Genomic DNA, 24,912 nt, shown 5'->3' on the forward strand with positions numbered 1-24,912 from the left:
AATCGCGCGATTGGCTCCATACGGCGGCCGAATACGACCAATCGCGCGATTCGAAAACGAGTCAGGTGGCGGCGAGCCCATCGACCACGCGCGCGAGGCCGAACTCCCACGCCGTCCGGGCGTCGCAGGGCGCACCCATGGATTCCCCGGCAGCCTGGCCCACCGACCGGGCGAGCGGCATCTCGTCGCCCAGGTAGGTCGCCAGACGCGGAGCCGCCTCCGCCCACGAGTCGGCGAACGACTCCGCCCTATGCTGCTCGCGCATGCGCGCCGCCGCGGAGAGGGTGAAGTCCAGCACGAAACTCAACGCCGCGTCGCGCTCCACGGCGCCGAGACCGAGGCCGTCGAAGGCGTGGAGTTCCCGGTCGTACTTGGCGATGGTGCCCGGGCCGAGCGCGACCCGCGGATCGTGGATGTCGATGAGCCACGGGTGGTCCCGGAAGAGGCGCAAGTTGTCCTCGGCGACTGCCCGGACCGCCGCGCGCCACTCGGATGCCTGCACAGGCGCGACGAGCATCCTGGCATTCATCGCGTCCGCCATCAGGACGAGCAGGTCGGCGCGGCTGTTGACGTGGGTGTAGATCGACATCGGCGTCAGGTCGAGGCTCTGCGCGAGAGACCGGATGGTCACCCCCGCGAGGCCATCGACGTCAGCCAACGCGACAGCGCGGTCGACCACGTCATCCGTCGAATGACGCGCCTTCGGTCCTCGCTGTGGCGTCGCGGGAGCCACAGGGCTGTGCCGCCAGAGCAGATCGACGAGGTTCTTGGTCATCGGGAATAGCCTAGACCGCTCGCGCCTTAACCCTATACGCTGTACAGCCTTTAGGAATGGAGAACCGTGAACATCACGCAGACCGCTCTCTCGCTCAACGTCCCCGACGTCGCAGCCTCCGCAGCCTTCGCCATGACGCACTTCGGTTTCGAGGAGGCGATGTCCGCGGAGGGCTTCGTCTCGTTGCAGCACCCGGGGCCCGTGCCGAATGTCATCTTCCTCGAGACGGGGCTGTCGACGTTCCGCCCGCAGGAGATCGCCGGATCCGCCGGTCAGGGAACTCTGATCGTCTTCGTCGTCGACGATATCGACGACGAGTTCGCCCGGATCGCGGCCGCGGGCGCTCGCGTGGTCACCCCTCCCGAGACCGAGCCCTGGGGCGAGCGATACTGCCAGTTCGCCGACCCCAACGGCCTCATCTGGCAGCTGGTGCAGTGGGTGGACTGATCCCCCGCTTCGAATCGCGCGATTGGTCGCATCCGGCGGCCGAATACGACCAATCGCGCGATTCGAAAGAAGGTCAGACGGCGGCCAGCTCCTGCTGACGGCTGCGGATCGACCGGTTCACACCGGACACGATCGCCTTGAGCGACGCGGTCGAGATGTCGCCGTCGATGCCGACTCCCCACAGGCGCTGGTCTCCCACCTGCAGCTCGACATACGCGGCGGCCTGCGCGTCCCCGCCGGCGCTGAGAGCGTGCTCGACGTAGTCGTAGACCGTGATGTCGAAGCCCTGACCCCGCAGCACCTCCACGAACGCGGCGACCGGACCGTTGCCGTTGCCCGACACGGAGACCTCCTGGTCGTCGTCCCGCAGCACGACGTCGAGCACGACGTCACCGGACATGTCGCTCCGGGTCTGCGTGGCGAGCAGCTCGAACCGGCCCCACTTCGCCTCGGTGTCGGCGGCCGGCAGGTACTCGTCGGTGAAGATCGACCAGATCTGGTCGCTGGTGACCTCGCCGCCCTCGGCGTCCGTCTTGGCCTGCACGACCCCGGAGAACTCGATCTGGAGCTTGCGCGGCAGATCGATCGCATGGTCGGACTTCAGCAGGTACGCGACGCCGCCCTTGCCGGACTGGGAGTTCACGCGGATGACGGCCTCGTAGGAGCGACCGAGGTCCTTCGGGTCCACGGGCAGGTACGGCACGGCCCACTCGATCTCATCGACCGTGACACCCTGCGCCTCGGCCTCGGCGGCCATGGCCTCGAAGCCCTTCTTGATGGCGTCCTGGTGCGAGCCACTGAACGCCGTGAAGACGAGGTCCCCGGCCCACGGGCTGCGCTCCGGAACCGGCAGCTGGTTGCAGTACTCGACCGTGCGCTTGACCTGGTCGATGTCGCTGAAGTCGATCTGCGGGTCGATGCCCTGCGTGAACATGTTGATGCCGAGGGCGACGAGGTCGACGTTGCCCGTGCGCTCCCCGTTGCCGAAGAGGCACCCCTCGATGCGGTCGGCTCCGGCCATGTACCCCAGCTCGGCCGCGGCGATCGCGGTGCCGCGGTCGTTGTGCGGGTGCAGCGACAGGATCACGTTCTCGCGGTGGTTCAGGTGACGGCTCATCCATTCGATCGAGTCGGCGTAGACGTTCGGCGTCGCCATCTCCACGGTCGCGGGGAGGTTGATGATGACCTTGCGGTCCGGCGTGGGTTCGAAGATCTCGATGACCTGGTTGCAGACGTCGACCGCGAACTCCAGCTCGGTGCCGGTGTAGCTCTCCGGGGAGTACTCGTAGTACACCTGCGTGTCCGGGATCGTCTTCTCGAACCGACGGCACAGCCGAGCGCCCTCGAGCGCGATGTCGATGATGCCCTGCTTGTCGGTGCGGAACACGACCTCGCGCTGCAGCACGCTCGTGGAGTTGTACAGGTGCACGATGGCCTGCTTGGCACCGGCGATGGCCTCGTAGGTGCGCGCGATCAGATGCTCGCGTGCCTGCGTCAGGACCTGGATCGTGACGTCATCCGGGATGAGGTTCTCCTCGATCAGCTGACGCACGAAGTCGAAGTCGGTCTGACTCGCAGAGGGGAAGCCGACCTCGATCTCCTTGTACCCCATGCTGACGAGCAGCTCGAACATGACGCGCTTGCGCTCGGGCGACATGGGGTCGATGAGGGCCTGGTTGCCGTCGCGGAGGTCGACGGCGCACCAGCGGGGCGCCTCGGTGATGCGGGCATCGGGCCAGGTGCGGTCAGGCAGGTGGACGTTGATCTGCTCGTGGAACGGCCGGTACTTGTGGATCGGCATCGCGGACGGGCGCTGGGTGTTCTGCATGATGGGGCTTCTTCTCTTCGTCAAGATGTACGGGCCAACACAAGCGCCGCGACGAGGAAGGCCCTAGCTTTAGGACTCGTCGCGGCAGCTAAGAAGAAGCAGACCGCCGAAAGGCATGTGGTCATGCTAGCAGGGAAGCCGCGGGCGTTTCGACGTCTGAGACGATGCGTGCCCGCGCGACACTGGTCGGTATGAGCATCCTCCGCGACCGCCCTGTCACCGCCGTCGGCGTCGCGACGGCAGTGCTGTTGCTGCTGGCCGGCTGTGCCACCGCGCCGGGAGCGTCCGCTCCGCCGACAACCACGACCGTCCCCTCGGACATGCTCCTGGAGGAGGCGGAACCCGCACCACCGAAGGGGCGCGTCGTCGCCACGGGGACCGTGCTCGACGAGTCCGGGGACGTGCGGCTGTGTCTCGGCGCGATCCGCGAGTCGTATCCGCCGCAGTGCGACGGCGTCCCGCTCGACGAGTGGAGCTGGGAGGGTCTGGACGGTCGCGAGTCGTCCGGGGAGACGCGGTGGGGGGCCTACGCGGTGACCGGAACCTGGGACGGCGAGCGATTCACGGTGGCCGGTCCCCCGGCGCTCCTCGCGCTCTACGATCCGATGGCTCCGGAGGATCCGACGGCCGGCATCGACGGTACGAGCTCGGCGGACGAGCTGGATCGGGTGCAGAACGACATCACCGGACGCCTCGGCGCGGACGCGCTCGCCGTGTCGGCGGACCGCGGCTACGTGTGGCTCCAGGTCGTCTGGGACGACGGGACGCTGCAGGACGCGGTGGACGCCGAGTACGGCGAGGACGTGGTCGTCGTCACGTCTGCGCTCCGCGAGATCGGCTAGGCGTCCGTGACCAGGGCGAGCTTGCCGCCCGGGTGACCGGTGGCGAGGAGCCGATGGGCCTCGGGCGCCTCGGCGAGCGGGAACGTGCGTGCGAGCGGCACCACCAGGTCACCGTTCTGCGCCAAGGCGATGAGCTCGCTGCGCACCTCGTCGCGGAACCGGGCGCTGTCGGGCATCGACCCCGCGATCGCGAGGAACCCGTCGGCCGACGCTCGCGCGAAGTTCGCGATCGTGACGATCCGGCGGCGATCGGACACCAGGGCGAGGGACACGTCGACGGCCTCGTCCGTGCCCACCGCGTCCAGAGCCGCCGCGATCGGCCCGTCGGCCAGCGCGCGCACCCGATCAGCGAGTCCGGAGCCGTAGGCCACCGGGATCCCACCGAAACGGCGGACCTCGCCGAAGCGTTCGGGGCTGGCGGTGCCGATGACCCGGACATCCCGGAGCCGCGCCTGCTGCAGCACGCTGACACCGACCGCGCCCGACGCCCCGTGCAGCAGGACCGTCTCCCCCGGCGTCGCCCCGGTGACGGCGAGCATCTCCGCGGCCGTCGTGCCGACGAGCAGGAGGTTGGCCGCTTCCGGGTGGGTGAGCGTGGACGGCTTCGCGAACACCTTCGCCGCGGGCACCGTGACCTCGGTCGCGTAACCGCCCCGCACGCGGAACGCCACGACCTCATCGCCGGCCTCGGCCTCACCGGAACCGATGCGGGTCTCGGGGCCGATCGCCGCGAGCTCACCCGAGACCTCGTAGCCGATGGGCACCGGGAATTCGATCCCCGGCCGGGCGGCGGCGACGTGCTTCGCGTCGGCCGGATTCACCCCCGCGGCCCGGACCCGGATCGTGACCTCGCCCTCGCGCGGCGCCGCGGGCTCATACTCCTCGAACTCCCACGAATCGGGAGATCCCGCCACCCGCGCCACCCAGTGCCTCGCCATGCTTCCACCCTTCATCCTGGCTTCCATCATGCGCCCGCGGGAGCATGACGGCGCGTTGCGTTCGGCACAGAACCTGCTCCGCCGCAGGGCTCAGTGGTCACCTCCCCGGAGTGGCCGACGTAAGAACCTTCGACGAGGCCATCCACAGCGACGTTCTTGAACGACATCTCCGTGCGGTGGTCGACCCCGGAGAGTATGACGTACACGGTGACGGGCCCTTCCAGGCTCGACACGGGATACGCACGGCTGCTGGTCACGGAGAAGTCGGGAAAGGTGCCGGGGAGAATCGGTTCACCGGCTCCAGGAAGACGGGGCGTGTGGGCACGCACCCCGCCGACGCCGCCACACCCAGCACTGTCAGTCCGGTGGCCGCAGCGCGGAGAAAGCCCCGCTTCACTCGAACGGTCCTCCGTCGGCATCGGCTACATGCAGCATGCGACAGCAACGCGGCCACGACTCATCGACCGATCCCTCGATCCGACCTTCTCGCCCGCATCGCCGCTACGCACGCTCAGAGGAAGCAGCGGATGTTGGTCGCCGAGCCGGAGATGTTGCTCCACGCATTGGCGGAGACCGTCGCCAGGACCGTGCTCCCGTTCCGGACCTGCATGTAACCGGAGGCGCGGGCGTTCGCCGCCGACTTCGTCGCGAAGGAGGACGGGATCGCGATGGTCGTACAGCTTCCCCAGCTCAGCATGGCGCCGACGCGATTGAGCTCCCGGTACGCGCAGATGCGACCGGTCGCACAGTTCCCGACCGCTCGCGCCATCGTGCGGACGGTCGCCATGTTCGAGGTGTACTCCATGTCGAGCTTCGGCCATACGGCGCTGCCGGCGTCGATCACCACGCCACCGGGCACCTCGTCGAGGATGCGCACCATCAGCGGGTCGAGCGGCGGCTCCTCAGCAGTGGCCGCGACGACAGGGCCGCCCGCTCCGGTCAGGACCAGGGCCAGTCCGAGCACGACGGCGATGCGCAGTCGTGTCATCGCAGCATCTCCTCGTCGATGTCCCACATCCGGTAGTCGACGATCGCCCCCGCGGGGAACACCCCGTCGTCCTTGAGCACAGTCCGTTCGAGACCCACGATGCGGCCGGTGTCGAGCGATACGAGCACGTCGTCACGGACGACGCCGTCGGCGGAGACGACCCGGATCCCGGAGACCGGGCGGCCGAGCCGATCGTTCGTCGTCCCCAGAGCCTCCGCGCCCCCGGACTCCTCGATCAGGGTCAGCAGCTCGGCGTGCTGCGCGTTCGTGAGCGTCCACTGCCCGAAGACGGAGGTGATCGCCGTCACCACCTCGAACGCGGTGGGCTGCTCGGGCATGTCGAAGGCGACCAGCAGTGCCCGGACGTCCTCGGCGGAATCGCCCGGGACATCGACGACGGGAGTGACGAACTCACCCGGAGCGAGGACGACACGGGATGCCACCTCGCCCGTGCTCTTCACCTCGGCCTGTCCGTTCGCCACCGCATCCGTCGGCGCGTACGGCTCACCGTTGATGGCGACGGCCTCTCCCGAGAGATCCTCCTCCCAGGTGAAGGTCGCGAACTGCGGCACGACCTCGGCCCGTTCGGTGTCGACCTCGACGTTGTACGACCAGAAGGCCGTGCGTGTCGAGCGCTCCGGTTCCGTGGGTGGACTGAAGACCTCGAGATCCGCCTCCGCCGCGGCCACCGTGTCGCCCAGGGAACCGGCATCCTCGAACACGAGCGGAGACGGCGCTCCCGCCACGGCGGCTCCCTGCGGGAGGAGGACGCCGATCGCCACAGCGGCGGACGCGGCGACAGCCGTCAGCCCTGCCGCCCAGCCGATCGTCCTGGCTCGCCGTCGTCGCGGGGCACGCGCGGACCGGATGATGCGGTCGCGCGCGGCGATCGCGCGCGCATCCGGCTCGGCATCGCGCGGCGTGCGCGCAGGATCGGCCTCGACGAGCACGCGCTCGAGCAGGGCATTGTCAGACATCACGCGCTCCCCGTCCCCTCCAGTCCCAGCGTCTCTCGCAGCCGATCTTCGGCACGAGCCAACGTCTTCCGTACCCGGGACTCAGAAGTGCGCAGCAGCTCCGCGATCTCCCCCACCGCGAGTCCATCCCAGTACGTGAGCATGATGATACGCCGTTGCCCCGGAGTGAGGACACCCAAAGCTCTGAGCACTTCGCTGCGCCCGAACCCGCCGAGGGTCTCGGGATCGCCGGAGAGTCCCGCGTGCACGGCGTCGATCGCGCCGTGCGCAGTGGACGAACGCCGAGCCCGCGCGCGGAGCTGCCGGTCGGTCTGACGGAGCAGCCAGACCTTCCCCGGCGGCCGCGAGGGCCGCAGTCGCGACCACGCCACGAGGAACACCTCGGACACGATCTCGCTGACCTCGTCGTCATCCGGGACGACGCCCTCGATGTGGTGGCGCACCGTCGCCCAGTGCTCATCGAACACTCGTGTGAAGACCTCGTTCCGCAGCGAGCTCGGGTCTTCGCCGCGGCCGATCATGTCGGTGGGGTCGGCGGTCGGCCCGCCGCCTCCGACGTCCTGCTGCCCGGCATGTCAGAACCCGAGCCGCCCGAGCTGCTTCGGATCGCGCTGCCACTCCTTCGCGACCTTGACATGGAGCCCGAGGAAGACGCGGGTCCCGAGCAGTTCCTCGATGCCGGCGCGGGCGCGCGCTCCCACGTCGCGGAGGCGCTTGCCCTTGTGGCCGATGATGATCGCCTTCTGGCTGTCCCGCTCCACGACGATGGAGGCATGCACGTCGGTGAGGTCGCTGTCTTCGCGCGGGGCGATGTCATCGACGACGACGGCGATCGAGTGCGGGAGCTCGTCGCGCACGCCGTCGAGGGCGGCCTCGCGGATGATCTCCGCGATCCGGTCCTCGGCGGACTCGTCGGTGGTGACGCCCTCGGGGTAGAGCGCGGGCCCCTCCGGCATGAGCTGCAGGATCTCGTCCGCCAGCACCTCGAGCTGATCCCGCGTCAGCGCCGACAGCGGGATCACCGCCGCCCAGTCCTCGCGGAGGGAGTCGACCTCCATCAGCCGCTCGGTGATCTCGTCGCGACCCGCGGCGTCGGTCTTGGTGACGATCGCGATCTTCTGCGCACGCGGGTAACCGTCCAGCGAGGCGGCGATGCGGCGGTCGCCGGGACCGACCTTCTCGGTCGCGGGCACGCAGAAGCCGATCACGTCGACGTCGCCCAGGACCTGCTCCACGAGATCGTTCAGCCGCTCGCCGAGGAGTGTGCGCGGCTTGTGGATGCCGGGAGTGTCGACGATGACGAGCTGCCCGTCCGGCCGGTTGAGGATGCCGCGGATCGCGCGGCGCGTGGTCTGCGGCTTCTCGCTGGTGATGGCGATCTTCTCGCCGACCAGGGCGTTGGTGAGCGTGGACTTGCCCACGTTCGGCCGCCCGACGAAAGTCACGAACCCGCTCCGGGTGTCTTCAGTCATCGCGCCGCTCTCCTTCATCCTGCACTTCTTCGGGCTCTGCCGCCCGTTCCACGAACACCGTCGCGATCCCGCGCCCCCGCCCGCGGGACGCGCCCCCGGTGAGCACGAGCCCGTGGACTGTCGCCGTCGCACCGGGCTGCGGCACCTGGCCGAGCGTCTTGCCGAGCAGGCCGCCGATGGAGTCGACGTCCTCGTCCTCGAGCTCCAGACCGAACAGATCGCCCACGTCCTCCAGTGAGAGCCGGGAGCTCACCCGATAGCGGCCGTCGCCCAGGTCGACGAACTCGGCGGACACCTGATCGTACTCGTCCGAGATCTCCCCCACGAGCTCCTCGATGAGGTCCTCCAGCGTCACCAGGCCGGAGATCCCGCCATGCTCGTCGATCACGAGACAGACGTGCACGGCGTCGCGCTTCATCTGCTGCAGCAGCGTCTCCGCGCGCATCGACTCGGGGACGAACGTGGCCGGCCGAGCGATCGGACGGATGGATGCTGCGCGCCAGGCGCTGTCGTCCCGGTACGCGAACTGCACGAGGTCCTTGAGATACAGCACCCCGACGACGTCGTCGGCCTCATCGTCGACGACGGGCATGCGGGACACCCCGCGATGAAGGAAGAGCGACATGGCCTCGTCGGTCGTCGCCTCCGCGCCCACGGTGACCATCTCGGTGCGCGGCACCATCACCGCCCGGACGAACTGGTCGGTGAAGTCGAACACCGAGTGGATGAGATCGCGGTCGTCCTCCTCGATGAGGTCGTTGGACGCGGCCTCATCGACCATGCTGAGCAACTGGTCCTCGCTGGAGAACGAACTGCGTCCGGTCCCCGGGGTGACACGGTTGCCCAGGACGACGAGCCCCTGGGCGATGGGACCCAGGATGATCCGGAGTCCGCGCACGATGGCCGCGCTCCCGCGGATCATGCTCTCGGCGTGCTGGTGACCGAACGTCCGCGGACTCGCCCCGACGAGGACGAAGGTGATTCCGGTCATCAGGATGGCGGCGGCGAGCATCGCCCACCAGATGTTCTCGAAGACGATCGTGAACGCCACGGTGACGAGCACGGCGGCCGTCACCTCCGCGAGAACACGGATGAAGGCGACGGCGTTGACGTGCGCGTCCAGGTCGGCGGCGATGCGCCCGAGGGCCTTCGCACGGCGTCCCTCGGTCGCCATGTCCTCGAGTCCGGCGCGCGAGGTCACGCCGTATGCCGCGTCGATCGCGGCCATGAGGCCGCCGAACGCCACCAGCAGCACCGCGGCGACGAGCAGCAGCAGCTCCGTCATCGCCGGCGGCGCTCGGACGCGGCGAAGCCCTGGATGAGCTGCTTCTGCAGCCCGAACATCTCCCGCTCCTCATCCGGCTCGGCGTGGTCGAACCCGAGCAGGTGCAGCAGCCCGTGCGTGGTGAGCAGGATGAGCTCGTCCATGAGGGTGTGGCCGGCGGCCTGCGCCTGCGTCTCCGCGACCTGCGGGCAGAGGACGATGTCGCCGAGCAGCCCGGGAGGCGTCGGACGGTCCTCGGTGCCGGGCCGGAGCTCGTCCATCGGGAAGCTCAGGACGTCGGTCGGCCCCGGCTCGTCCATCCACTGCACGTGCAGCGCCTCCATGGCGCCCTCGTCGACGAGCACGATGGCCACCTCGGCGTCCGGGCTGACGTGGAGCTGCGCGAGGTTGAAGTCCGTCAGCCGCTGCAGCACGGTCTCGTCGACATCGATGGCCGACTCGTTGTTGATCTCGATCATGAGAGCCCTCGTTTCGGCATGCGGTCACGTGGTCCTGGTCGCTGGGCGCCGCGGCGCTCGGCGCGGTTGGCGAACTCGTGCGCCTGCTCGCGCTCGGCCCGCTGCGCCACGCGCCGCTCGTCGTACTCGCTGTAGGCGTCGACGATGCGCCCCACCAGGGAGTGCCGGACCACGTCGTCACTGGTGAGACGGGAGAAGTGGATGTCGTCGATGCCGTCGAGCACCCGGGTGACCAGGCGGAGGCCGGAAGCGCCCTGCGGGAGGTCGACCTGGGTGATGTCGCCGGTGACGACCATCTTCGTGCCGAACCCGAGACGGGTGAGGAACATCTTCATCTGCTCGGGCGTGGTGTTCTGCGCCTCGTCGAGCACGACGAAGGAGTCGTTGAGGGTGCGTCCGCGCATGTACGCGAGGGGCGCGACCTCGATGGTGCCCGTCGCCATCAGGCGCGGCACGATCTCCGGATCCATCATCTCGTTGAGCGCGTCGTAGAGCGGCCGCAGGTACGGATCGATCTTGTCGGTGAGCGTGCCGGGAAGGAACCCGAGGCGCTCCCCCGCCTCGACCGCTGGACGGGTGAGGATGATGCGGGTGACCTCCTTGCGCTGCAGCGCCTGGACGGCCTTGGCCATCGCCAGGTAGGTCTTGCCCGTTCCGGCCGGACCGATGCCGAACACGATCGTGTTCTCCTCGATCGCGTCGACGTACTCCTTCTGACCGAGGGTCTTCGGCCGGATCACCTTGCCGCGCGTGGAGAGGATCGCCTCGCCCAGCACCTCGCTGGGCCGCGGGCCGCCGTCCTGACGCAGCATGCGTGCCGAGCTGGACACGTCGCTCGGGGCGAGATCGTGCCCCGCCTTGGTCATCGTGAGGAGCTCGTCGACGAGGGTCTTGGCCTTGGCGACGGCCTCGCGCGCGCCCGTGAGGGTGATCTCGTTGCCGCGGACGAGCACCTGCACGTCGCGGTGCTCGCGCTCGAGCATCCGCAGCAGCCGGTCCTGCGGACCGAGCAGCTGCACCATCGCGACGCCGTCGGCATAGAGCCGTTCGGTGACGTTTTCCTGATCGTCAGAAGCCAACGAGCTTGTTCTCCTCGAGGTTGCCGAGCACATGGGCGTGCACGTGGAAGACGGACTGCGCGACACTCGCGCCGTTGTTGAAGATGAGGCGGTACTCGCCGTTGGCGTGTTCCTCCGCGATGCGCTTGGCGGCGGCGACCATCTCGGCCAGCAGGGCGGGATCCCCGGCCGCGAGCTCGGTCACGTCGCGGTACTCCTCGGTCTTGGGGATGACGAGCACATGGAGCGGCGCCTGCGGATCGATGTCGCGGATCGCGAAGACGCGGCCCGTGTCGAGCAGGATCTCCCCGGGGATGTCCCCGGTGAGGATGCGCGTGAAGATCGAGGGTTCGCTCATGCTCTCAGCTTACTGGGGGGACGCGCGGCGCGGCCGGTCACCAGCGCCCGAGGGCCGCGGACAGCACGGCGATGGCCGCGGGGCCCGCCGTGGACGTGCGCAGCACGGTGTCGCCGAGCAGCACGCGTTCGGCGCCCGCGGCCGTGAGCTTCTCGAGCTCCTCCGGAGCGATCCCGCCCTCCGGACCCACCACGAGCACGAGGTCACGGTCGTCCGGCACCAGCGCGGAGAGCCGCGCGGGCGCGGTCGGGTCGAGCAGGAGCACGCGCTGCGTCGCCGCGCGGCTCGCGAGCTGTGCGGTCGTCTCCGGGGCGGCCACCTCGGGTACCCAGGCACGGTGCGCCTGCTTCGCGGCCTCACGGACGATCGTCGCCCAGCGCTCGCGCCCCTTCACCGCCTTCGGTCCCTCCCAGCGCGACACGCTGCGACCCGCCTGCCACGGCACGACCTCGTCGACACCCAGTTCGCACGCGGCCTGCACGGCGAGCTCGTCGCGGTCGCCCTTCGCGAGCGCCTGCACGAGCACGAGGCGCGGACTCGCCGGCTCGTGCTCGACGCGCTCGGTGATCCGGACGTCGACGCGCGACGGCGACACCTCTTCGGCGACGCCGGTCAGCCAGACGCCCCGGCCGTCGCCGACCGTGACGGCCTCGCCGACGCGAAGCCGCCGGACGACGGCCGCATGCTTCGCCTCGGCACCGGTCAGCGAGACGAGGCCGCCCGCCGCAGCGTCACCCGCGGATTCGACGAGGAAGTGCAGGGCCACGATCAGTGGGTGCGGAAGCGGTCGCGCAGCTTGGAGAACAGACCCTGCTGGAACTGCGCGAGCTGCGGGCCCGGCGCCTTGTTCTTCTTGGCGAAGTCCTCGATGAGCTTGCGCTGTGCGGAGTCGAGCTTGGTGGGGGTGACCACCTGCACGCCGACGCGGAGGTCGCCGCGCTGGGTGCCGCGCAGCGGCGTGATGCCTCGCCCCTTGATGGTCAGCACGTCACCGGACTGCACACCGGCGCGGATCTCCAGGTCGACCTCCCCGTCGAGACCCTCGATCGAGGTCTCGGTGCCGAGGATGGCATCGGTCATGGACACCTCGAGCGTGGCGAGCAGGTCGTCGCCGTCACGGCTGAACGCGGGGTGCGGGTTGACCGTGACCTCCACGTAGAGGTCGCCGTTCGGGCCGCCCGCGCGGCCGACCTCGCCGGAGCCAGGGAGCTGCAGCCGCAGTCCGGTCTCGACGCCCGCCGGGATGTCGAGGGACACCGTGCGGCGCGAGCGGACGCGTCCCTGCCCGCCACAGGTTCCGCAGGGGTACGGGATGGTCGTGCCGTAGCCCTCGCAGGTGCCGCACGGCTGGGAGGTGACGACGTTGCCGAGAAGGCTCCGCACCTGACGCTGCACATGCCCCGTGCCGCCGCAGATGTCGCAGGTGACCGGCGACGTGCCTTCCTGGCAGCACGAGCCCTGACAGGTCTCGCAGAGCACGGCCGTGTCGACCTCGATGTCGCGGTGTGCGCCGAAGACGACGTCGCCGAGGTCGAGGGTGACCCGGACGAGCGCGTCCTGACCGCGCTCTCGCCGCGATCGCGGACGGGCGCCGCGTCCGCCGCCCTGTGACGCACCGAAGAACGTCTCGAAGATGTCGCCGAAGCCGCCGAAGCCGCCGAAGTTGTTCGCGCCGTCACCGCCGCCCATGTCGTAGCGTCGGCGTGACTCCTCGTCGCTGAGCACGTCGTAGGCGTGCGTGACGAGCTTGAACTTCTCCGCGGCTTCCTCGCCCGGATTCACGTCCGGGTGGAGCTGCCGTGCCAGGCGCCGATACGCCTTCTTGATCTCATCGGTGGAAGCGTCCCGGGACACCCCGAGAACCTCGTAGTGGTCCGCCACAATCGCCCTTCTGCGTGTGTTTCCGTGGGGGCCGCCTCAGCGGCCGGCCTCGTCGTCGTCGAGCATCCGCGACAGGTAGCGGGCGACCGCCCGTGCCGCCGCGAGGTTGCTCGGATAGTCCATCCGGGTGGGCCCCATGACACCGACCCGCGCGGTCCCCGAGGGCGCCGCGTAGTTGCTGGCGACGATCGACGCCTCGCCGAGCCCGAAGGAGGCGTTCTCGGTGCCGATGCTCGCCGCGAGGCCGTGCTCGTCGGGCACCATCTCGCTCATCAGCCGCAGCAGCGTGACCTGCTCCTCGATGGCCTCGAGGAGGGGGTGGATGCTGCCGCGGAAGTCTTGTTCCCGCCGCGCCAGGGTCGCGGCTCCGGCCATCACGAGCCGCTCCTGCCGGAAGCCGCCGAGTTCGTCGATCACGACGCCGGCCACCGCGCGGAGCACACGATCATGGGGCGTCTCCTCCGTGGCGAGGAGCGCTTGAAGTCGGTCGGAAGCCGACGCGATCGCCTGCCCGGTGATGAGGGCGGACAGTCTCGCGCGAAGCACCGCGAGGTCCGCTTCGTCGATCGTGTCCGGCAGTGCGGTGATCCGCTGGGACACCCCGCCCGCGTCCGTCACGAGGACGATGAGGAGCCGGTTGGGGGCCAGCGTGACGAGCTCCACGTGGGTCACGTGCGCTCTCGCGAACGACGGATACTGCGCCAACGCGACCTGTCCGGTGAGTTGCGTGAGCACGCGCACCGTCCGGACCATCAGATCGTCGAGGTCGGCCGGGTCGGCGAGGAACGACTCGATGGCGGAACGCTGCGCGGTGGAGAGCGGGCGGAGCTGGGCGAGGTGGTTGACGAACACCCGGTAGCCCTTGTCCGTCGGCACGCGTCCGGATGACGTGTGCGGAGCCGTGATCAGCTCCTCGTCCTCCAGCTGCGCCATGTCGTTGCGGATGGTCGCCGCCGAGACGCCGAAGGAATGACGGTCGACGATGGAACGACTGCCCACGGGCTCGTGCGTCTCGACGTAGTCCTGCACGATCGCGCGGAGGACCTGCAGCCCTCGCTCTGTGACCATGGCTTCCCCTTCCCGCCGATCGGATGCTGGCACTCTGCCGCCCTGAGTGCCAATCCTACCTCCTGCGATCGGGAGATCTCCGAAGGCGGACAGCCCGGCGTCGCGGCTCAGTCCGTCAGCTCGCGCACCACGGCATCGGCGAGGAGGCGGCCGCGGAGCGTGAGCTGGACGCGCCCGCGGATCGCCGCCGCCGCGTCGATCAGGCCGTCGGCGATGAGCCCGGCCACCCGATCCCTGTTCTGCTCCGGGACGTCTGTCACCGCGATCCCCTCGCGGATGCGACTGAGGAGGAGGATGCGCTCGAGCGTCTGCGCGTCCGGGTCCGGCCTCTCGCGCCCTGCCGCCGGCGACGACGAGGCCGCCAGCCGCTGCGCGTAGGCGGCGGGATGCTTGACGTTCCACCACCGGAGTCCGGCGACGTGGCTGTGGGCGCCGGGGCCGAAGCCCCACCAGTCGCTCCCCCGCCAGTACGCGAGGTTGTGGCGCGACCGCTGCCCCTCGCTGCGGGCCCAGTTGCTGACCTCGTACCACTCGAACCCGGCGGCGGCGAGGCGCTCGTCCGCCAGCTCGTACATGTCCGCCTGCAGGTCGTCGTCCGGAGTCGGCACCTCACCGCGACGGATCTGTCGCGCGAGCTTGGTGCCGTCCTCGATGATGAGGGCATACGCGGAGACGTGGTCCGACTCCAGGGCGAGGGCGGCGTCGAGCGAGGCCTCCCAGTCGGCGAGGCTCTCCCCCGGTGCGCCGTAGATGAGGTCGACGCTGACCGCGAGTCCTGCATCCTTCGCCGCGGCGACGGCGGTGCGCACGTTCTCGGGCCGGTGCGTCCGGTCGAGCGCGGCGAGGACGTGCGGAACGGCGGACTGCATGCCGATGGACAGCCTCGTGACGCCCGCCTCGGCGAGGATGCGCGCGACCTCCGGCGTCACGGTGTCGGGATTGGCCTCGACCGTGACCTCGGCGCCCGGTGCGAGTCCGAACGCCGCGGTGGCCGCTCCCAGCATGCGAGCGAGGTCTCCCGCGGGAAGCAGCGTGGGCGTGCCGCCGCCGAAGAAGACCGTGTCCATCGGGCGCAGCGCTCCGGCCTCATCCAGGACGGTACGCGCCAGGGCGATCTCGCCGATGAGGGTGGACGCGTAGTCCTCCTGCTTCGCTCCACGCAGCTCGCCGGACGTGTACGTGTTGAAGTCGCAGTAGCCGCAGCGCACGCGGCAGAACGGGATGTGCAGGTAGGCGGAGAACGGCGTCTCGGCGGAGATCGGAAGGTCTGCGGGGAGCCGCCCGTCCGCGGGCGCCGGATCCCCGAGTGGAAGTGGTCCCGCCATCACACCGGGGTCGCGTAGAGCGGGGAGATCGCGCGGAGGTAGCGCGCGAAGAGCTCGCGACGGCGGCGCTTCATCAGTGCGGGAACGAGACGGTAGAGCAGCGTGTTCGGGGCGTCGAAGGCGCGGACCGTGAACCAGACCTCGTCGTTGTCCTCTCGCCAGTCCACGTCGAACGACTCCTCGCCGCTCACGACGGAGCCCCCGACCGTGCCCAGCACGAAGCCGATCCGCCGGGTCTCCTCGGTGACGGAGATCACGCGCAGCTCGGAGTCAGCGCGCATCCCACCCACTCGGCCGCTCAGGTGCAGCGTCATGCCCGCGCCCACGAAGGGCACCCCCTCCGCGTCATACCGCGGCTCCACGTCGCGCTTGCTCGGTGCGATGGGGTTGCCCTCGGCATCGAAGCTCACGCCGGCGTACGCGGGGCCGGGAGCAGGACGGACGTCTTCCACCGACAGCCCGGCCGCACGCTGGGCCGTCCAGGACAGCAGGGCTTCGCCGGCCGTCTGGAAACGCTCCTCGCCGCTCCCGATCCGCCAGGATTCCTCCGCCGGGATGCTGCGCTCCGGCGGGTACTGCATCAGATCGGGGGCGTGGGTCGCACCCACGGCCGCATAGTCCACCGTGTCGTCTCGGAAAGTCCCGCGCCGCATGAGTTCCAGCCTACTTCGGGTTCCCTGAGCGAACACCCCCCGCGCCGCACGCCGTCACATCCCCGGCGTCGACCGGGTCCCTGAGCCTGTCGAAGGGTGGGTCCCTGAGCCTGTCGAAGGGTGGGTCCCTGCGCTTGTCGAAGGGCTCCTCCACAGCGCTGGGTCCCTGAGCTTGTCGAAGGGATCCCCCACGCCCCGGGAAACCCGCACACCCCTCGCCCAGGATGGCCCAATGCCATGGACCTACATCCTCGAATGCCGTGACGGCAGCTTCTACACGGGCAGCACGAACGGCGACCTCGAAGCCCGCATCTGGGAGCACAACCACGACGACGCGTTCGCCGCCATCCATACGCGCCACCGGAGACCGGTCTCGCTGGTCTACGCGGAGCACTTCGACACCGTCGACGCGGCCTTCTTCCGGGAGAAGCAGATCCAGGGGTGGAGTCGTCGGAAGAAGATGGCGTTGATCGAGAATCGGTGGGAGGACCTTCCGTCGTTGTCGAGGTCGTACAGTGCGCTTCGACAGCTCAGCGACCCAGCGCGGACGGACCCGCTTCGACAAGCTCAGCGACCCAGCGTGGACCGACCGGCTCAGCGGCGGTGGGCTACTTCTTGTCCTTGGTCTCGACGTCGCCGGAGAGCGCGGCGATGAACGCCTCCTGCGGAACCTCGACGCGGCCCACCATCTTCATGCGCTTCTTGCCCTCCTTCTGCTTCTCGAGGAGCTTGCGCTTTCGGGTGATGTCACCGCCGTAGCACTTGGCGAGCACGTCCTTGCGGATCGCGCGTATCGTCTCGCGGGCGATGATGCGGGCACCGATCGCCGCCTGGATCGGCACCTCGAACTGCTGGCGAGGGATGAGCTTGCGCAGCCGCTCCGCCATCATCGTGCCGTAGGCGTAGGCCTTGTCCCGGTGCACGATCGAGCTGAACGCGTCGACCTTCTCGCCCTGCAGGAGGATGTCGACCTTGACCAGGTCGGCCTCCTGCTGCCCCGACGGCTCGTAGTCCAGGGACGCGTAGCCCTGCGTCTTGGACTTGAGCTGGTCGAAGAAGTCGAACACGATCTCGCCGAGCGGCATGTTGTAGCGCAGCTCGACGCGCTCCTCGGAGAAGTACTCCATGCCCAGCAGCGTGCCGCGCCGCGACTGGCACAGCTCCATGACGGTGCCGACGTAGTCCTTGGGCAGCAGGATCGCCGCCTTCACCATCGGCTCCGACACCGAGCCGATACGGCCGTCGGGGTACTCGCTCGGGTTCGTCACGGTCACCGTCTCGCCGGTGTCGCTCGTCACGACCTCGTAGATCACGCTCGGGGCGGTGGTGATGAGGTCGAGGCCGAACTCCCGCGAAAGACGCTCGGTCACGATCTCCAGGTGCAGCAGGCCGAGGAAGCCGCAGCGGAACCCGAAGCCGAGCGCCACGGAGGTCTCCGGCTCGTACTGCAGCGAGGCGTCGGAGAGCTTGAGCTTGTCCAGCGCCTCGCGCAGTTCGGCGTAGTCGCTGCCGTCGATCGGGTAGATGCCCGAGAAGACCATCGGCTTGGGGTCCGTGTAGCCGGGGAGCGCCTCCGCCGCGGGCTTGCGAGCGTTCGTGATCGTGTCGCCGACCTTCGACTGCCGCACGTCCTTCACTCCGGTGATGAGGTAGCCCACCTCGCCGACGCCGAGTCCCTTGGTCGGAGTGGGCTCCGGGCTCGACACGCCGACCTCGAGGGCCTCGTGGTTCGCGCCGGTGGACATCATCTGGATCCGCTCGCGGGGCGAGAGGCTGCCGTCGACCATCCGCACGTAGGTGACCACGCCGCGGTAGGCGTCGTACACGGAGTCGAAGATCATGGCCCGCGCGGGTGCGTCCGCGTCGCCCACCGGTGCCGGGATCTCCTCGACGATCCGGTCGAGGAGATCCTCGACGCCCATGCCGGTCTTCCCCGAGACACGCAGCACGTCCTCCGGCTTGCCCCCGATGAGAGAGGCCAGCTCCTTCGCGTACTTCTCGGGGTCGGCGGCGGGCAGGTCGATCTTGTTGAGGACGGGGATGATGTGGAGGTCGTTCTCCAGCGCGAGGTAGAGGTTGGCCAGCGTCTGGGCCTCGATGCCCTGCGCCGCGTCGACGAGCAGGATGGCACCCTCGCACGCGGCCAGCGACCGGGAGACCTCGTACGTGAAGTCGACGTGACCGGGGGTGTCGATCATGTTGAGCGCGAACACCTCGTCCGGGCCCTGCGCCTGCCCCAGAGCCCACGGCATCCGCACCGCCTGGCTCTTGATCGTGATGCCGCGCTCCCGCTCGATGTCCATCCGGTCGAGGTACTGGGCGCGCATGTCCCGCTCCGCGACCACGCCGGTGATCTGGAGCATGCGGTCGGCCAGGGTCGACTTGCCGTGGTCGATGTGGGCGATGATGCAGAAGTTACGGATCTGCGCAGCCGGCGTCGCGGCAGGCTGAAGCGGGGTGAGAGCGCGTGGGGACATGTCCCGTCGATTCTACGGTGAGGGTCCTCATAATCCCCATTCGTGCGTATCGGTGACAGTCTCCCGAAGTTGCCCGGGATCAATCCGTGACACCGGATCCCGTAAGCGATACGACTCCGTCACAGACTCCGTGAGGGCTGTCGCGTCGCGCGGAACGGCGGATGAAACCCGATCATCCGCCCGGCTCAGCGTTGCGTCGGCAGACCCCGAGCGCGTCTGGAGAAGAGAAAGACAAATCCCCCTTGATCAAGTACCTCGCGCGCCGTGCCCTCGGCTGGCTGCTCATGATCGTGGTCGCGACGAACCTCACCTACTTCCTCGCGTGGGGCTTCCTCGATCCGCGCAGCAACTATGTGGGTCGGCGCCCTCCGCTCAGTCCTGAGCAGATCGACAACGTCCTCATCCCCCGCAACCTGAGCGACACAGTCCCGCTGATCGAACGGTGGTGGAACTGGTTCTCGGGGATTCTGCTGCGATGGGACTGGGGCGTCAGCCCGACGGGGCAGTCGGTGAACGAGCAGGTCGCCTATCGCATGTGGGTCAGCGCCGAGCTCGTCCTCGGCGCCACGATCATCGCCGCCGTGCTCGGCGTCTGGCTGGGCGTGTACACCGCCTCCCGTCAGTACAAGCTCGCCGACCGCATCGGCCAGGCGACCTCGATCATCACGATGAACATCAACATCATCGTGGCGGGTCTCGCCGTTGTACTCCTCGCCATCGCCCTCAACGAAGCGACCGGCGTGCGCATCTTCTACGTCACCGGCTCCTCCAGTCCCGGGGTCACCGGCTTCTTCCCCACGATCGTCGATGCGCTCCAGCACGTCACCCTGCCGACCATCGCTCTGGTGCTGGTCGGTTACGCCCAGTATCACTTCCTTCAGCGCTCCCTGCTGCTCGACAACATCAACGCCGATTACGTCCGCACGGCTCGCGCCAAGGGGCTCACGAAGGCCCAGGCGATCCGGAAGCACGCGCTCCGCACGTCCCTCATCCCCGTCGCCACCCAGGTCGCCTTCACGATCCCGACGATCTTCACCGGCGCGATCCTGACGGAGACGATCTTCGCCTGGCAGGGCATGGGGCGCTACTTCCTCGACACCATCAACCAGAACGACATCAACGGTGTCGTGGCGGTCGCCGCGTTCGGCGCCGTTCTGACCGCGATCGGCGCCGTGCTGGCGGACATCATCGTGGTCATCCTCGACCCGCGAGTGAGGGTGAGCTGAAAATGACCACGGAAATGATCGATCCCCTCGTCGAGCCGCCCGTCGGGCCTCCGCAGCCCGCCGACAAGTCGCTCTCGAAGTGGACGTTGTACACGCGCCGGTTCCTGCGCAACAAGCCCGCTGTCGGCGGCATCATCGTGCTGTTCGTCCTGATCCTCTTCGCGACGCTCGGACCGTTGCTGTCGCGCTACGCGGTGAATGACATGGACTTCCTGGCATTGAGCTCGCCCCCGTCGGCCGGGCACTGGTTCGGGACCAACGGCGCCGGGAACGACACGTACACGCAGACCGCTGTCGGTCTGCAGCGCTCGCTCATGATCGCCATCACCGTCTCGCTCGGCACGACGATCCTCTCGGCACTCGTCGGCACGGCCGCCGCCTACTTCGGCGGCTGGTTCGAGCGCATCGCTCTTCTGGTGATCCACTTCATGATGGTCGTCCCGACCTTCCTCATCCTGTCGGTCGTCTCGAATGACTCCGGCGGCGTCTGGTGGGTCATCGCCCTGGTGATGATCTTCGTCGGATGGTTCTTCCCCGCGCGCATCATCTGGACGATGGCGCTGTCGCTCCGCGAACGCGAGTACGTGCAGGCCGCGCGCTACATGGGGGTCCGTGGCGGACGCATCGTCCTGCGGCACCTGGTCCCCAACATCGGATCACTGCTGGTGATCAACTTCACCCTGGGCATCGTCGCCGCCGTGACCACCGAGACCGGTCTGTCGTTCATCGGCTTCGGCGTCAAGATCCCCGATGTCTCCCTCGGCTCCCTGATCGGCGAGGGCAGCACGACCATCACGAGCTCGCCGTGGCTGTTCTACTTCCCGGCCCTCGTCCTCACACTGCTCACCGTGTCGATGGCACTCATCGCCGACGGTCTGCGTGATGCCCTCGATCCCACCTCGGCTGCTGGAGGCCGCGCATGAGCCCCATCCTCTCCGTCCGCGACCTCAACGTCAGCTTCGCCTCTGAGGCCGGCCGTGTCCACGCCGTCCGCGGCGTCTCCTTCGACCTCGAGGCCGGGAAGACCCTCGGCATCGTCGGAGAGTCCGGGTCGGGCAAGTCGGTCACCTCCCTGGCGGTGATGGGCCTGCTCGACGAGAACGCCAAGGTGTCGGGCTCGATCATGTTCGACGGCCAGGAGCTGATCGGCAAGACGGACGCGCAGCTCTCCACGATCCGCGGCAACGGCCTGTCGATGATCTTCCAGGACCCGCTGACCTCGCTGACCCCCGTGTACACGATCGGCACGCAGCTGATCGAGGCATTGACGGTGCACCGCAACATGAGCGGCAAAGAGGCCAACGCCCGGGCCATCGACCTCCTCAAGCTCGTCGGGATCCCGGAGCCGGAGAAGCGCATGAAGGCCTTCCCCCACGAGTTCTCCGGAGGCATGCGCCAGCGCGTCGTCATCGCCATCGCGATGGCGAACGACCCCAAGCTGATCATCGCCGACGAGCCGACCACTGCTCTGGACGTGACGATTCAGGCACAGATCCTCGACCTCATCGAGAAGGCACAGGACGAGACCGGCGCGGCCGTGATGATGATCACGCATGACATGGGTGTCGTGGCCCGCACCGCCGACGACGTCATGGTCATGTACGCGGGCAAGCCCGTCGAGCAGGCCCCGGTCAGGGAGCTGTTCCACAAGACCCGGATGCCCTACTCGATCGGACTCCTCGGCGCCATCCCGCGCGTGGACAAGGCCGAGAAGGAGCCTCTGACCCCGATCAAGGGCAACCCGCCCCTGCTCATCGACCTGCCCGATGCGTGCCCGTTCGCGGACCGCTGCCCCATCGTGATCGACGCCTGCCGCGCGAAGGAGCCGGAGCTTCTCCCCGTTCACACGGGAGGCGTGTCAGAACACCGTGCGGCCTGCATCCGGGCGGACGAAATCGAGGATGGCGGCATGCTCGGCGGGCTACCGGTCTACCCCGTGCGCGAGGTCCCCGAGAGCGACCTCACGCGCCTTCCCCGCGAGGAGCGGCCGATCACGCTCGAGGTGAAGAACCTCACCAAGACGTTCCCCCTTCTGAAGGGGGCGTTCCTCAAGCGCAAGGTCGGTGAGGTCCACGCGATCAAGGGGATCAGCTTCGACGTGCGCGAGGGCGAGACGATGGCCATCGTCGGCGAGTCCGGTTCCGGCAAGACGACGACGCTGCTCCAGATCATGGACATGGTCAAGCAGACCGAGGGCGACATCGTGATCGCCGGCACGAGTGTCAACGACATCCGCAGCCACAAGGTCGAGCGCGCACTGCGTCGCGACATCCAGATCGTTTTCCAGGACCCGATGGGTGCTCTGGATCCTCGCCTGACCGTCGCCGACATCATCGCAGAGCCGCTTCTCGCGATCGGAACGCCGAGCGCCGAGGTGCACCGTCGTGTCGGTGAGCTGATGGATCTCGTCGGCCTCAATCCGGCGCATCGCGATCGCTTCCCCCAGGCGTTCTCGGGTGGTCAGCGACAGCGCATCGGCATCGCCCGCGCGCTGTCGACGAACCCCAAGATCGTGGTTCTCGACGAGCCGGTCTCCGCGCTCGACGTGTCGATCCAGGCCGGCGTGATCAATCTCCTCGATGAGCTCAAGGTCAAGCTCGGGCTGTCGTACCTCTTCGTGGCGCACGACCTCTCCGTCGTCCGCCACATCGCCGATCGGGTCGCCGTGATGTACCTCGGTGATTTCGTCGAGCACGGCGATGTCGACGAGGTGTTCGACAATCCGCAGCACCCGTACACCAAGGCTCTGCTCTCGGCGATCCCGGTCCCCGACCCGGACATCGAGCGCACGCGGCAGCGCGTCGTGTTCGATCCCGACACGGTCAGCACGAAGCCGGCGACGGTCTGACACGGGCACGGCCGGGGCCGAGAGTGGTCACCGTCCGATAACGGTTAGGCGCCATTCACCGCACGGCGGCGTACCGGTATGAGGCTCGAACTATTCTTCCCTTTATGACACGCCGTAAGGCGAAAGGAGCACCATGAAGCAGTACAAGCTGATGGGAGCGCTGGCATTCACCGGCGTTCTCGCACTCGCGATCAGCGGGTGCGCTGCCGGAAACGGCGGCAGTGGCAACAGCGGCGACAACGGCGAAGCTGCCGAAGTCGAGATGGCGAACTACAACCCGCAGCCCCGCGAGAACCTGAAGGAAGGCGGCGAGGTCAACTTCGCCATCCGCGAGGTCCCCGACCAGCTCAACGCATTCAACAGCGACGGCAGCGCGGACACCGCCCGCATCGCCGCGTGGTACACGCCGCAGCTGATCCTGATGGAGCCGGACGGCACGCAGTACAAGAACGACAACTACCTGTCGGAGTGGAAGAACGAGGTCAAGGACGGCAAGACGGTCCTGACGTTCACGTTCACCGACGAGGCCCACTGGAACGACGGCACCGACATGGACTGGACCGCCATCGATGCCACGTGGAAGGCCAACCGCTCCTACGACGAGGGCTTCAACCCGAACGCGACCGACGGCTACAAGGAGATCGAGTCCGTCGAGCAGGGCGACTCCCCCAAGACGGCCATCGTGACCTTCAAGGGCGAGTTCGCCTGGCCGCAGATGCCGTTCAACGGCGGCGTGATCCACCCGGCCCTCGCCGACCCGGACGTCTTCAACGAGGCGATGATCGACAACCCGCACCCGGAGTGGGGTGCCGGCCCGTACACCGTCGACGAGTTCGACGCGAACAAGGGCTACATCTCCTTCAAGCCGAACCCCGAGTGGTGGGGCGACGCTCCGCTGCTCGACAAGGTCACCATGACGGGCATGGACGGCCAGGCCGGCGTCAACGCCTTCAAGAACGGCGAGGTCGACATGGTGGAGACGGGCTCTCAGGAGCTCATCGACCAGGTCAAGGACGTCGACGGTGCGGTCGTCTACCGCGCACAGCAGACGGCGAACACCATCCTGCAGGTCGACGCGACGAAGCCGCAGTTCGAGGACGTCAAGGTCCGTGAGGCGTTCTTCAAGGCCATCAACATCGACCAGCAGAAGCAGATCGCCTGGAACGGCCTCGGCTACGAGGAGGACCCGGCCGGTTCGCTCACCCTGTTCTCCTTCCAGCCCGGCTACACCGACTCGATGAAGGCCGCCGGCTGGGAGTTCGACGTCGAGGGCGCCAAGAAGCTCCTCGACGAGGCCGGCTGGACCGAAGGCTCGGACGGCATCCGCGAGAAGGACGGCGTCAAGCTCTCCGTCGTCTACCCCATCTGGAACGACACCGCGACCGCCAAGGCGCTCGCGCAGTCGCTGCAGGCGCAGGAGAAGGAGATCGGCATCGACGTCAAGGTCGATGTGCGTCCCGCCAGCCAGTTCTCCGACGACTACACCTCGAAGAACTGGGACGTCTCCGGACTCCGCTTCACCTCGTCCGACCCGTTCGGTGCCGCCTGGTTCTGCCAGCTCTACTGCTCGGACTCCGGTCTGAACCTGTCGGGTGTCGGTGACGCCGAGCTCGACGCGGAGATCAAGGACAAGGTCGAGTCGCAGAGCGACCCCGAGGCGCAGACCAAGGCCGCCATGGAGCTCGAGCCCGAGATCTACAAGCGCTGGGGTCTCATCCCGCTGTACAACGGCCCGCAGATCTACACGGTTCAGGAGGGTCTGGCTAACCTGACCCCGGAGCCTTACGTGGGTCTCGACCTGTTCGGCATCACGCCGGTCGAGAACGTCGGCTGGGAGAAGTAACATCCTCTGACACATCTCGTGTCGAAGCGGGGTCGGTGGTCCATCCACCGGCCCCGCTTCGTGTATCGTCGTCGCGCGAAAGGTATGGTCTCCGTTTCGGCGGGGAGGTCCCGGCTCCGCCGGGGGCTTCCGAAACGAGTGGCCGGAAACGAGATCGGAGGATCG

General features: G+C 68.4%; 24 protein-coding genes. 7 read left to right on the forward strand and 17 right to left on the reverse strand.

Annotated elements, in window-relative coordinates:
- Window positions 1–61 precede the first annotated feature (61 nt).
- Window positions 62–775 carry a TetR/AcrR family transcriptional regulator gene (locus C6C15_RS09715; RefSeq protein WP_105949954.1) on the reverse strand — a complete coding sequence of 238 codons (714 nt, stop codon included), beginning with the start codon at window positions 773–775 and terminating at the stop codon, window positions 62–64.
- Between the two features lie 66 nt (window positions 776–841).
- Here C6C15_RS09715 and C6C15_RS09720 point away from each other — a divergent pair, with 66 nt between their 5' ends.
- On the forward strand, window positions 842–1,222 hold the full coding sequence (locus C6C15_RS09720; RefSeq protein WP_105949955.1) for a VOC family protein: 381 nt from the start codon (window positions 842–844) through the stop codon (window positions 1,220–1,222).
- Between the two features lie 73 nt (window positions 1,223–1,295).
- Here C6C15_RS09720 and leuA read toward each other — a convergent pair whose 3' ends face one another.
- The gene (gene leuA / locus C6C15_RS09725; protein WP_060922180.1) at window positions 1,296–3,050 is read right to left on the reverse strand and encodes a 2-isopropylmalate synthase; all 1,755 of its coding nucleotides are present in this window, start codon (window positions 3,048–3,050) and stop codon (window positions 1,296–1,298) included.
- 191 nt (window positions 3,051–3,241) lie between these two features.
- Between leuA and C6C15_RS09730 the strand changes: the two genes are divergently transcribed.
- Window positions 3,242–3,892 carry a hypothetical protein gene (locus tag C6C15_RS09730; RefSeq protein ID WP_234024115.1) on the forward strand — a complete coding sequence of 217 codons (651 nt, stop codon included), beginning with the start codon at window positions 3,242–3,244 and terminating at the stop codon, window positions 3,890–3,892.
- Here C6C15_RS09730 and C6C15_RS09735 read toward each other — a convergent pair.
- From C6C15_RS09735 to C6C15_RS09800, 14 genes are all read right to left on the reverse strand, one after another.
- The gene (locus tag C6C15_RS09735; protein ID WP_105949957.1) at window positions 3,889–4,830 is read right to left on the reverse strand and encodes a quinone oxidoreductase family protein; all 942 of its coding nucleotides are present in this window, start codon (window positions 4,828–4,830) and stop codon (window positions 3,889–3,891) included. The genes C6C15_RS09730 and C6C15_RS09735 overlap by 4 nt on opposite strands.
- Before the next feature lie 511 nt (window positions 4,831–5,341).
- A complete protein-coding gene (locus C6C15_RS09740; protein ID WP_105949958.1) occupies window positions 5,342–5,818 on the reverse strand; it encodes a hypothetical protein in 477 nt (158 codons plus the stop codon).
- A complete protein-coding gene (locus tag C6C15_RS09745; RefSeq protein ID WP_105949959.1) occupies window positions 5,815–6,795 on the reverse strand; it encodes a hypothetical protein in 981 nt (326 codons plus the stop codon). Before C6C15_RS09745 ends, C6C15_RS09740 begins: the two co-directional genes overlap by 4 nt.
- Window positions 6,795–7,316: an RNA polymerase sigma factor gene (locus C6C15_RS09750; protein ID WP_105949960.1), complete on the reverse strand. Its 522-nt coding sequence runs from the start codon at window positions 7,314–7,316 to the stop codon at window positions 6,795–6,797. Before C6C15_RS09750 ends, C6C15_RS09745 begins: the two co-directional genes overlap by 1 nt.
- Window positions 7,317–7,370: 54 nt before the next feature.
- Complete coding sequence (gene era, locus C6C15_RS09755; RefSeq protein ID WP_062635160.1) at window positions 7,371–8,267, reverse strand: GTPase Era; 897 nt, start codon at window positions 8,265–8,267, stop codon at window positions 7,371–7,373.
- On the reverse strand, window positions 8,260–9,552 hold the full coding sequence (locus C6C15_RS09760; RefSeq protein ID WP_025103687.1) for a hemolysin family protein: 1,293 nt from the start codon (window positions 9,550–9,552) through the stop codon (window positions 8,260–8,262). Before C6C15_RS09760 ends, era begins: the two co-directional genes overlap by 8 nt.
- Window positions 9,549–10,010: an rRNA maturation RNase YbeY gene (gene ybeY / locus C6C15_RS09765; RefSeq protein WP_060922186.1), complete on the reverse strand. Its 462-nt coding sequence runs from the start codon at window positions 10,008–10,010 to the stop codon at window positions 9,549–9,551. Before ybeY ends, C6C15_RS09760 begins: the two co-directional genes overlap by 4 nt.
- Window positions 10,007–11,032 (reverse strand): PhoH family protein, encoded by a 1,026-nt coding sequence (locus tag C6C15_RS09770; protein ID WP_231919667.1) that lies wholly within the window; start codon window positions 11,030–11,032, stop codon window positions 10,007–10,009. Before C6C15_RS09770 ends, ybeY begins: the two co-directional genes overlap by 4 nt.
- A gap of 46 nt (window positions 11,033–11,078) precedes the next feature.
- Window positions 11,079–11,426, reverse strand: coding sequence for an HIT domain-containing protein (locus tag C6C15_RS09775; RefSeq protein ID WP_060922187.1), 348 nt, complete (start codon window positions 11,424–11,426; stop codon window positions 11,079–11,081).
- A 37-nt stretch (window positions 11,427–11,463) separates the two neighbouring features.
- Window positions 11,464–12,192 (reverse strand): 16S rRNA (uracil(1498)-N(3))-methyltransferase, encoded by a 729-nt coding sequence (locus tag C6C15_RS09780; protein ID WP_105949961.1) that lies wholly within the window; start codon window positions 12,190–12,192, stop codon window positions 11,464–11,466.
- Between the two features lie 2 nt (window positions 12,193–12,194).
- Window positions 12,195–13,307 carry a molecular chaperone DnaJ gene (gene dnaJ, locus C6C15_RS09785; RefSeq protein WP_060922189.1) on the reverse strand — a complete coding sequence of 371 codons (1,113 nt, stop codon included), beginning with the start codon at window positions 13,305–13,307 and terminating at the stop codon, window positions 12,195–12,197.
- A gap of 36 nt (window positions 13,308–13,343) precedes the next feature.
- Entirely contained in the window at window positions 13,344–14,375 is a 1,032-nt protein-coding gene (hrcA, locus tag C6C15_RS09790) for a heat-inducible transcriptional repressor HrcA (RefSeq protein WP_060922190.1), read from the reverse strand.
- A 107-nt stretch (window positions 14,376–14,482) separates the two neighbouring features.
- Window positions 14,483–15,700, reverse strand: a complete 1,218-nt coding sequence (gene hemW, locus C6C15_RS09795; RefSeq protein WP_105949962.1) for a radical SAM family heme chaperone HemW — start codon at window positions 15,698–15,700, stop codon at window positions 14,483–14,485.
- On the reverse strand, window positions 15,700–16,353 hold the full coding sequence (locus C6C15_RS09800) for a DUF1990 family protein (protein WP_105949963.1): 654 nt from the start codon (window positions 16,351–16,353) through the stop codon (window positions 15,700–15,702). The genes hemW and C6C15_RS09800 overlap by 1 nt, the downstream gene beginning before the upstream one ends.
- A gap of 232 nt (window positions 16,354–16,585) precedes the next feature.
- Here C6C15_RS09800 and C6C15_RS09805 point away from each other — a divergent pair, with 232 nt between their 5' ends.
- On the forward strand, window positions 16,586–17,008 hold the full coding sequence (locus C6C15_RS09805) for a GIY-YIG nuclease family protein (RefSeq protein WP_105949964.1): 423 nt from the start codon (window positions 16,586–16,588) through the stop codon (window positions 17,006–17,008).
- Here C6C15_RS09805 and lepA read toward each other — a convergent pair.
- Complete coding sequence (lepA, locus tag C6C15_RS09810) at window positions 16,962–18,830, reverse strand: translation elongation factor 4 (RefSeq protein ID WP_025103696.1); 1,869 nt, start codon at window positions 18,828–18,830, stop codon at window positions 16,962–16,964. The two genes, C6C15_RS09805 and lepA, sit on opposite strands and share 47 nt — an antisense overlap.
- A gap of 242 nt (window positions 18,831–19,072) precedes the next feature.
- Here lepA and C6C15_RS09815 point away from each other — a divergent pair, with 242 nt between their 5' ends.
- The 4 genes from C6C15_RS09815 (at window position 19,073) to C6C15_RS09830 (ending at window position 24,747) form a co-directional block, all read left to right on the forward strand.
- A complete protein-coding gene (locus C6C15_RS09815) occupies window positions 19,073–20,056 on the forward strand; it encodes an ABC transporter permease (protein WP_060921467.1) in 984 nt (327 codons plus the stop codon).
- 2 nt (window positions 20,057–20,058) lie between these two features.
- The gene (locus C6C15_RS09820; protein WP_234024116.1) at window positions 20,059–20,979 is read left to right on the forward strand and encodes an ABC transporter permease; all 921 of its coding nucleotides are present in this window, start codon (window positions 20,059–20,061) and stop codon (window positions 20,977–20,979) included.
- Window positions 20,976–22,904 (forward strand): ABC transporter ATP-binding protein, encoded by a 1,929-nt coding sequence (locus C6C15_RS09825; protein ID WP_060921465.1) that lies wholly within the window; start codon window positions 20,976–20,978, stop codon window positions 22,902–22,904. The genes C6C15_RS09820 and C6C15_RS09825 overlap by 4 nt, the downstream gene beginning before the upstream one ends.
- Window positions 22,905–23,037: 133 nt before the next feature.
- Window positions 23,038–24,747: an ABC transporter family substrate-binding protein gene (locus C6C15_RS09830; protein ID WP_060921464.1), complete on the forward strand. Its 1,710-nt coding sequence runs from the start codon at window positions 23,038–23,040 to the stop codon at window positions 24,745–24,747.
- Window positions 24,748–24,912: the final 165 nt, after the last annotated feature.

The organism is Microbacterium sp. str. 'China', from assembly GCF_002993305.1.
Classification (GTDB): domain Bacteria; phylum Actinomycetota; class Actinomycetes; order Actinomycetales; family Microbacteriaceae; genus Microbacterium; species Microbacterium paraoxydans.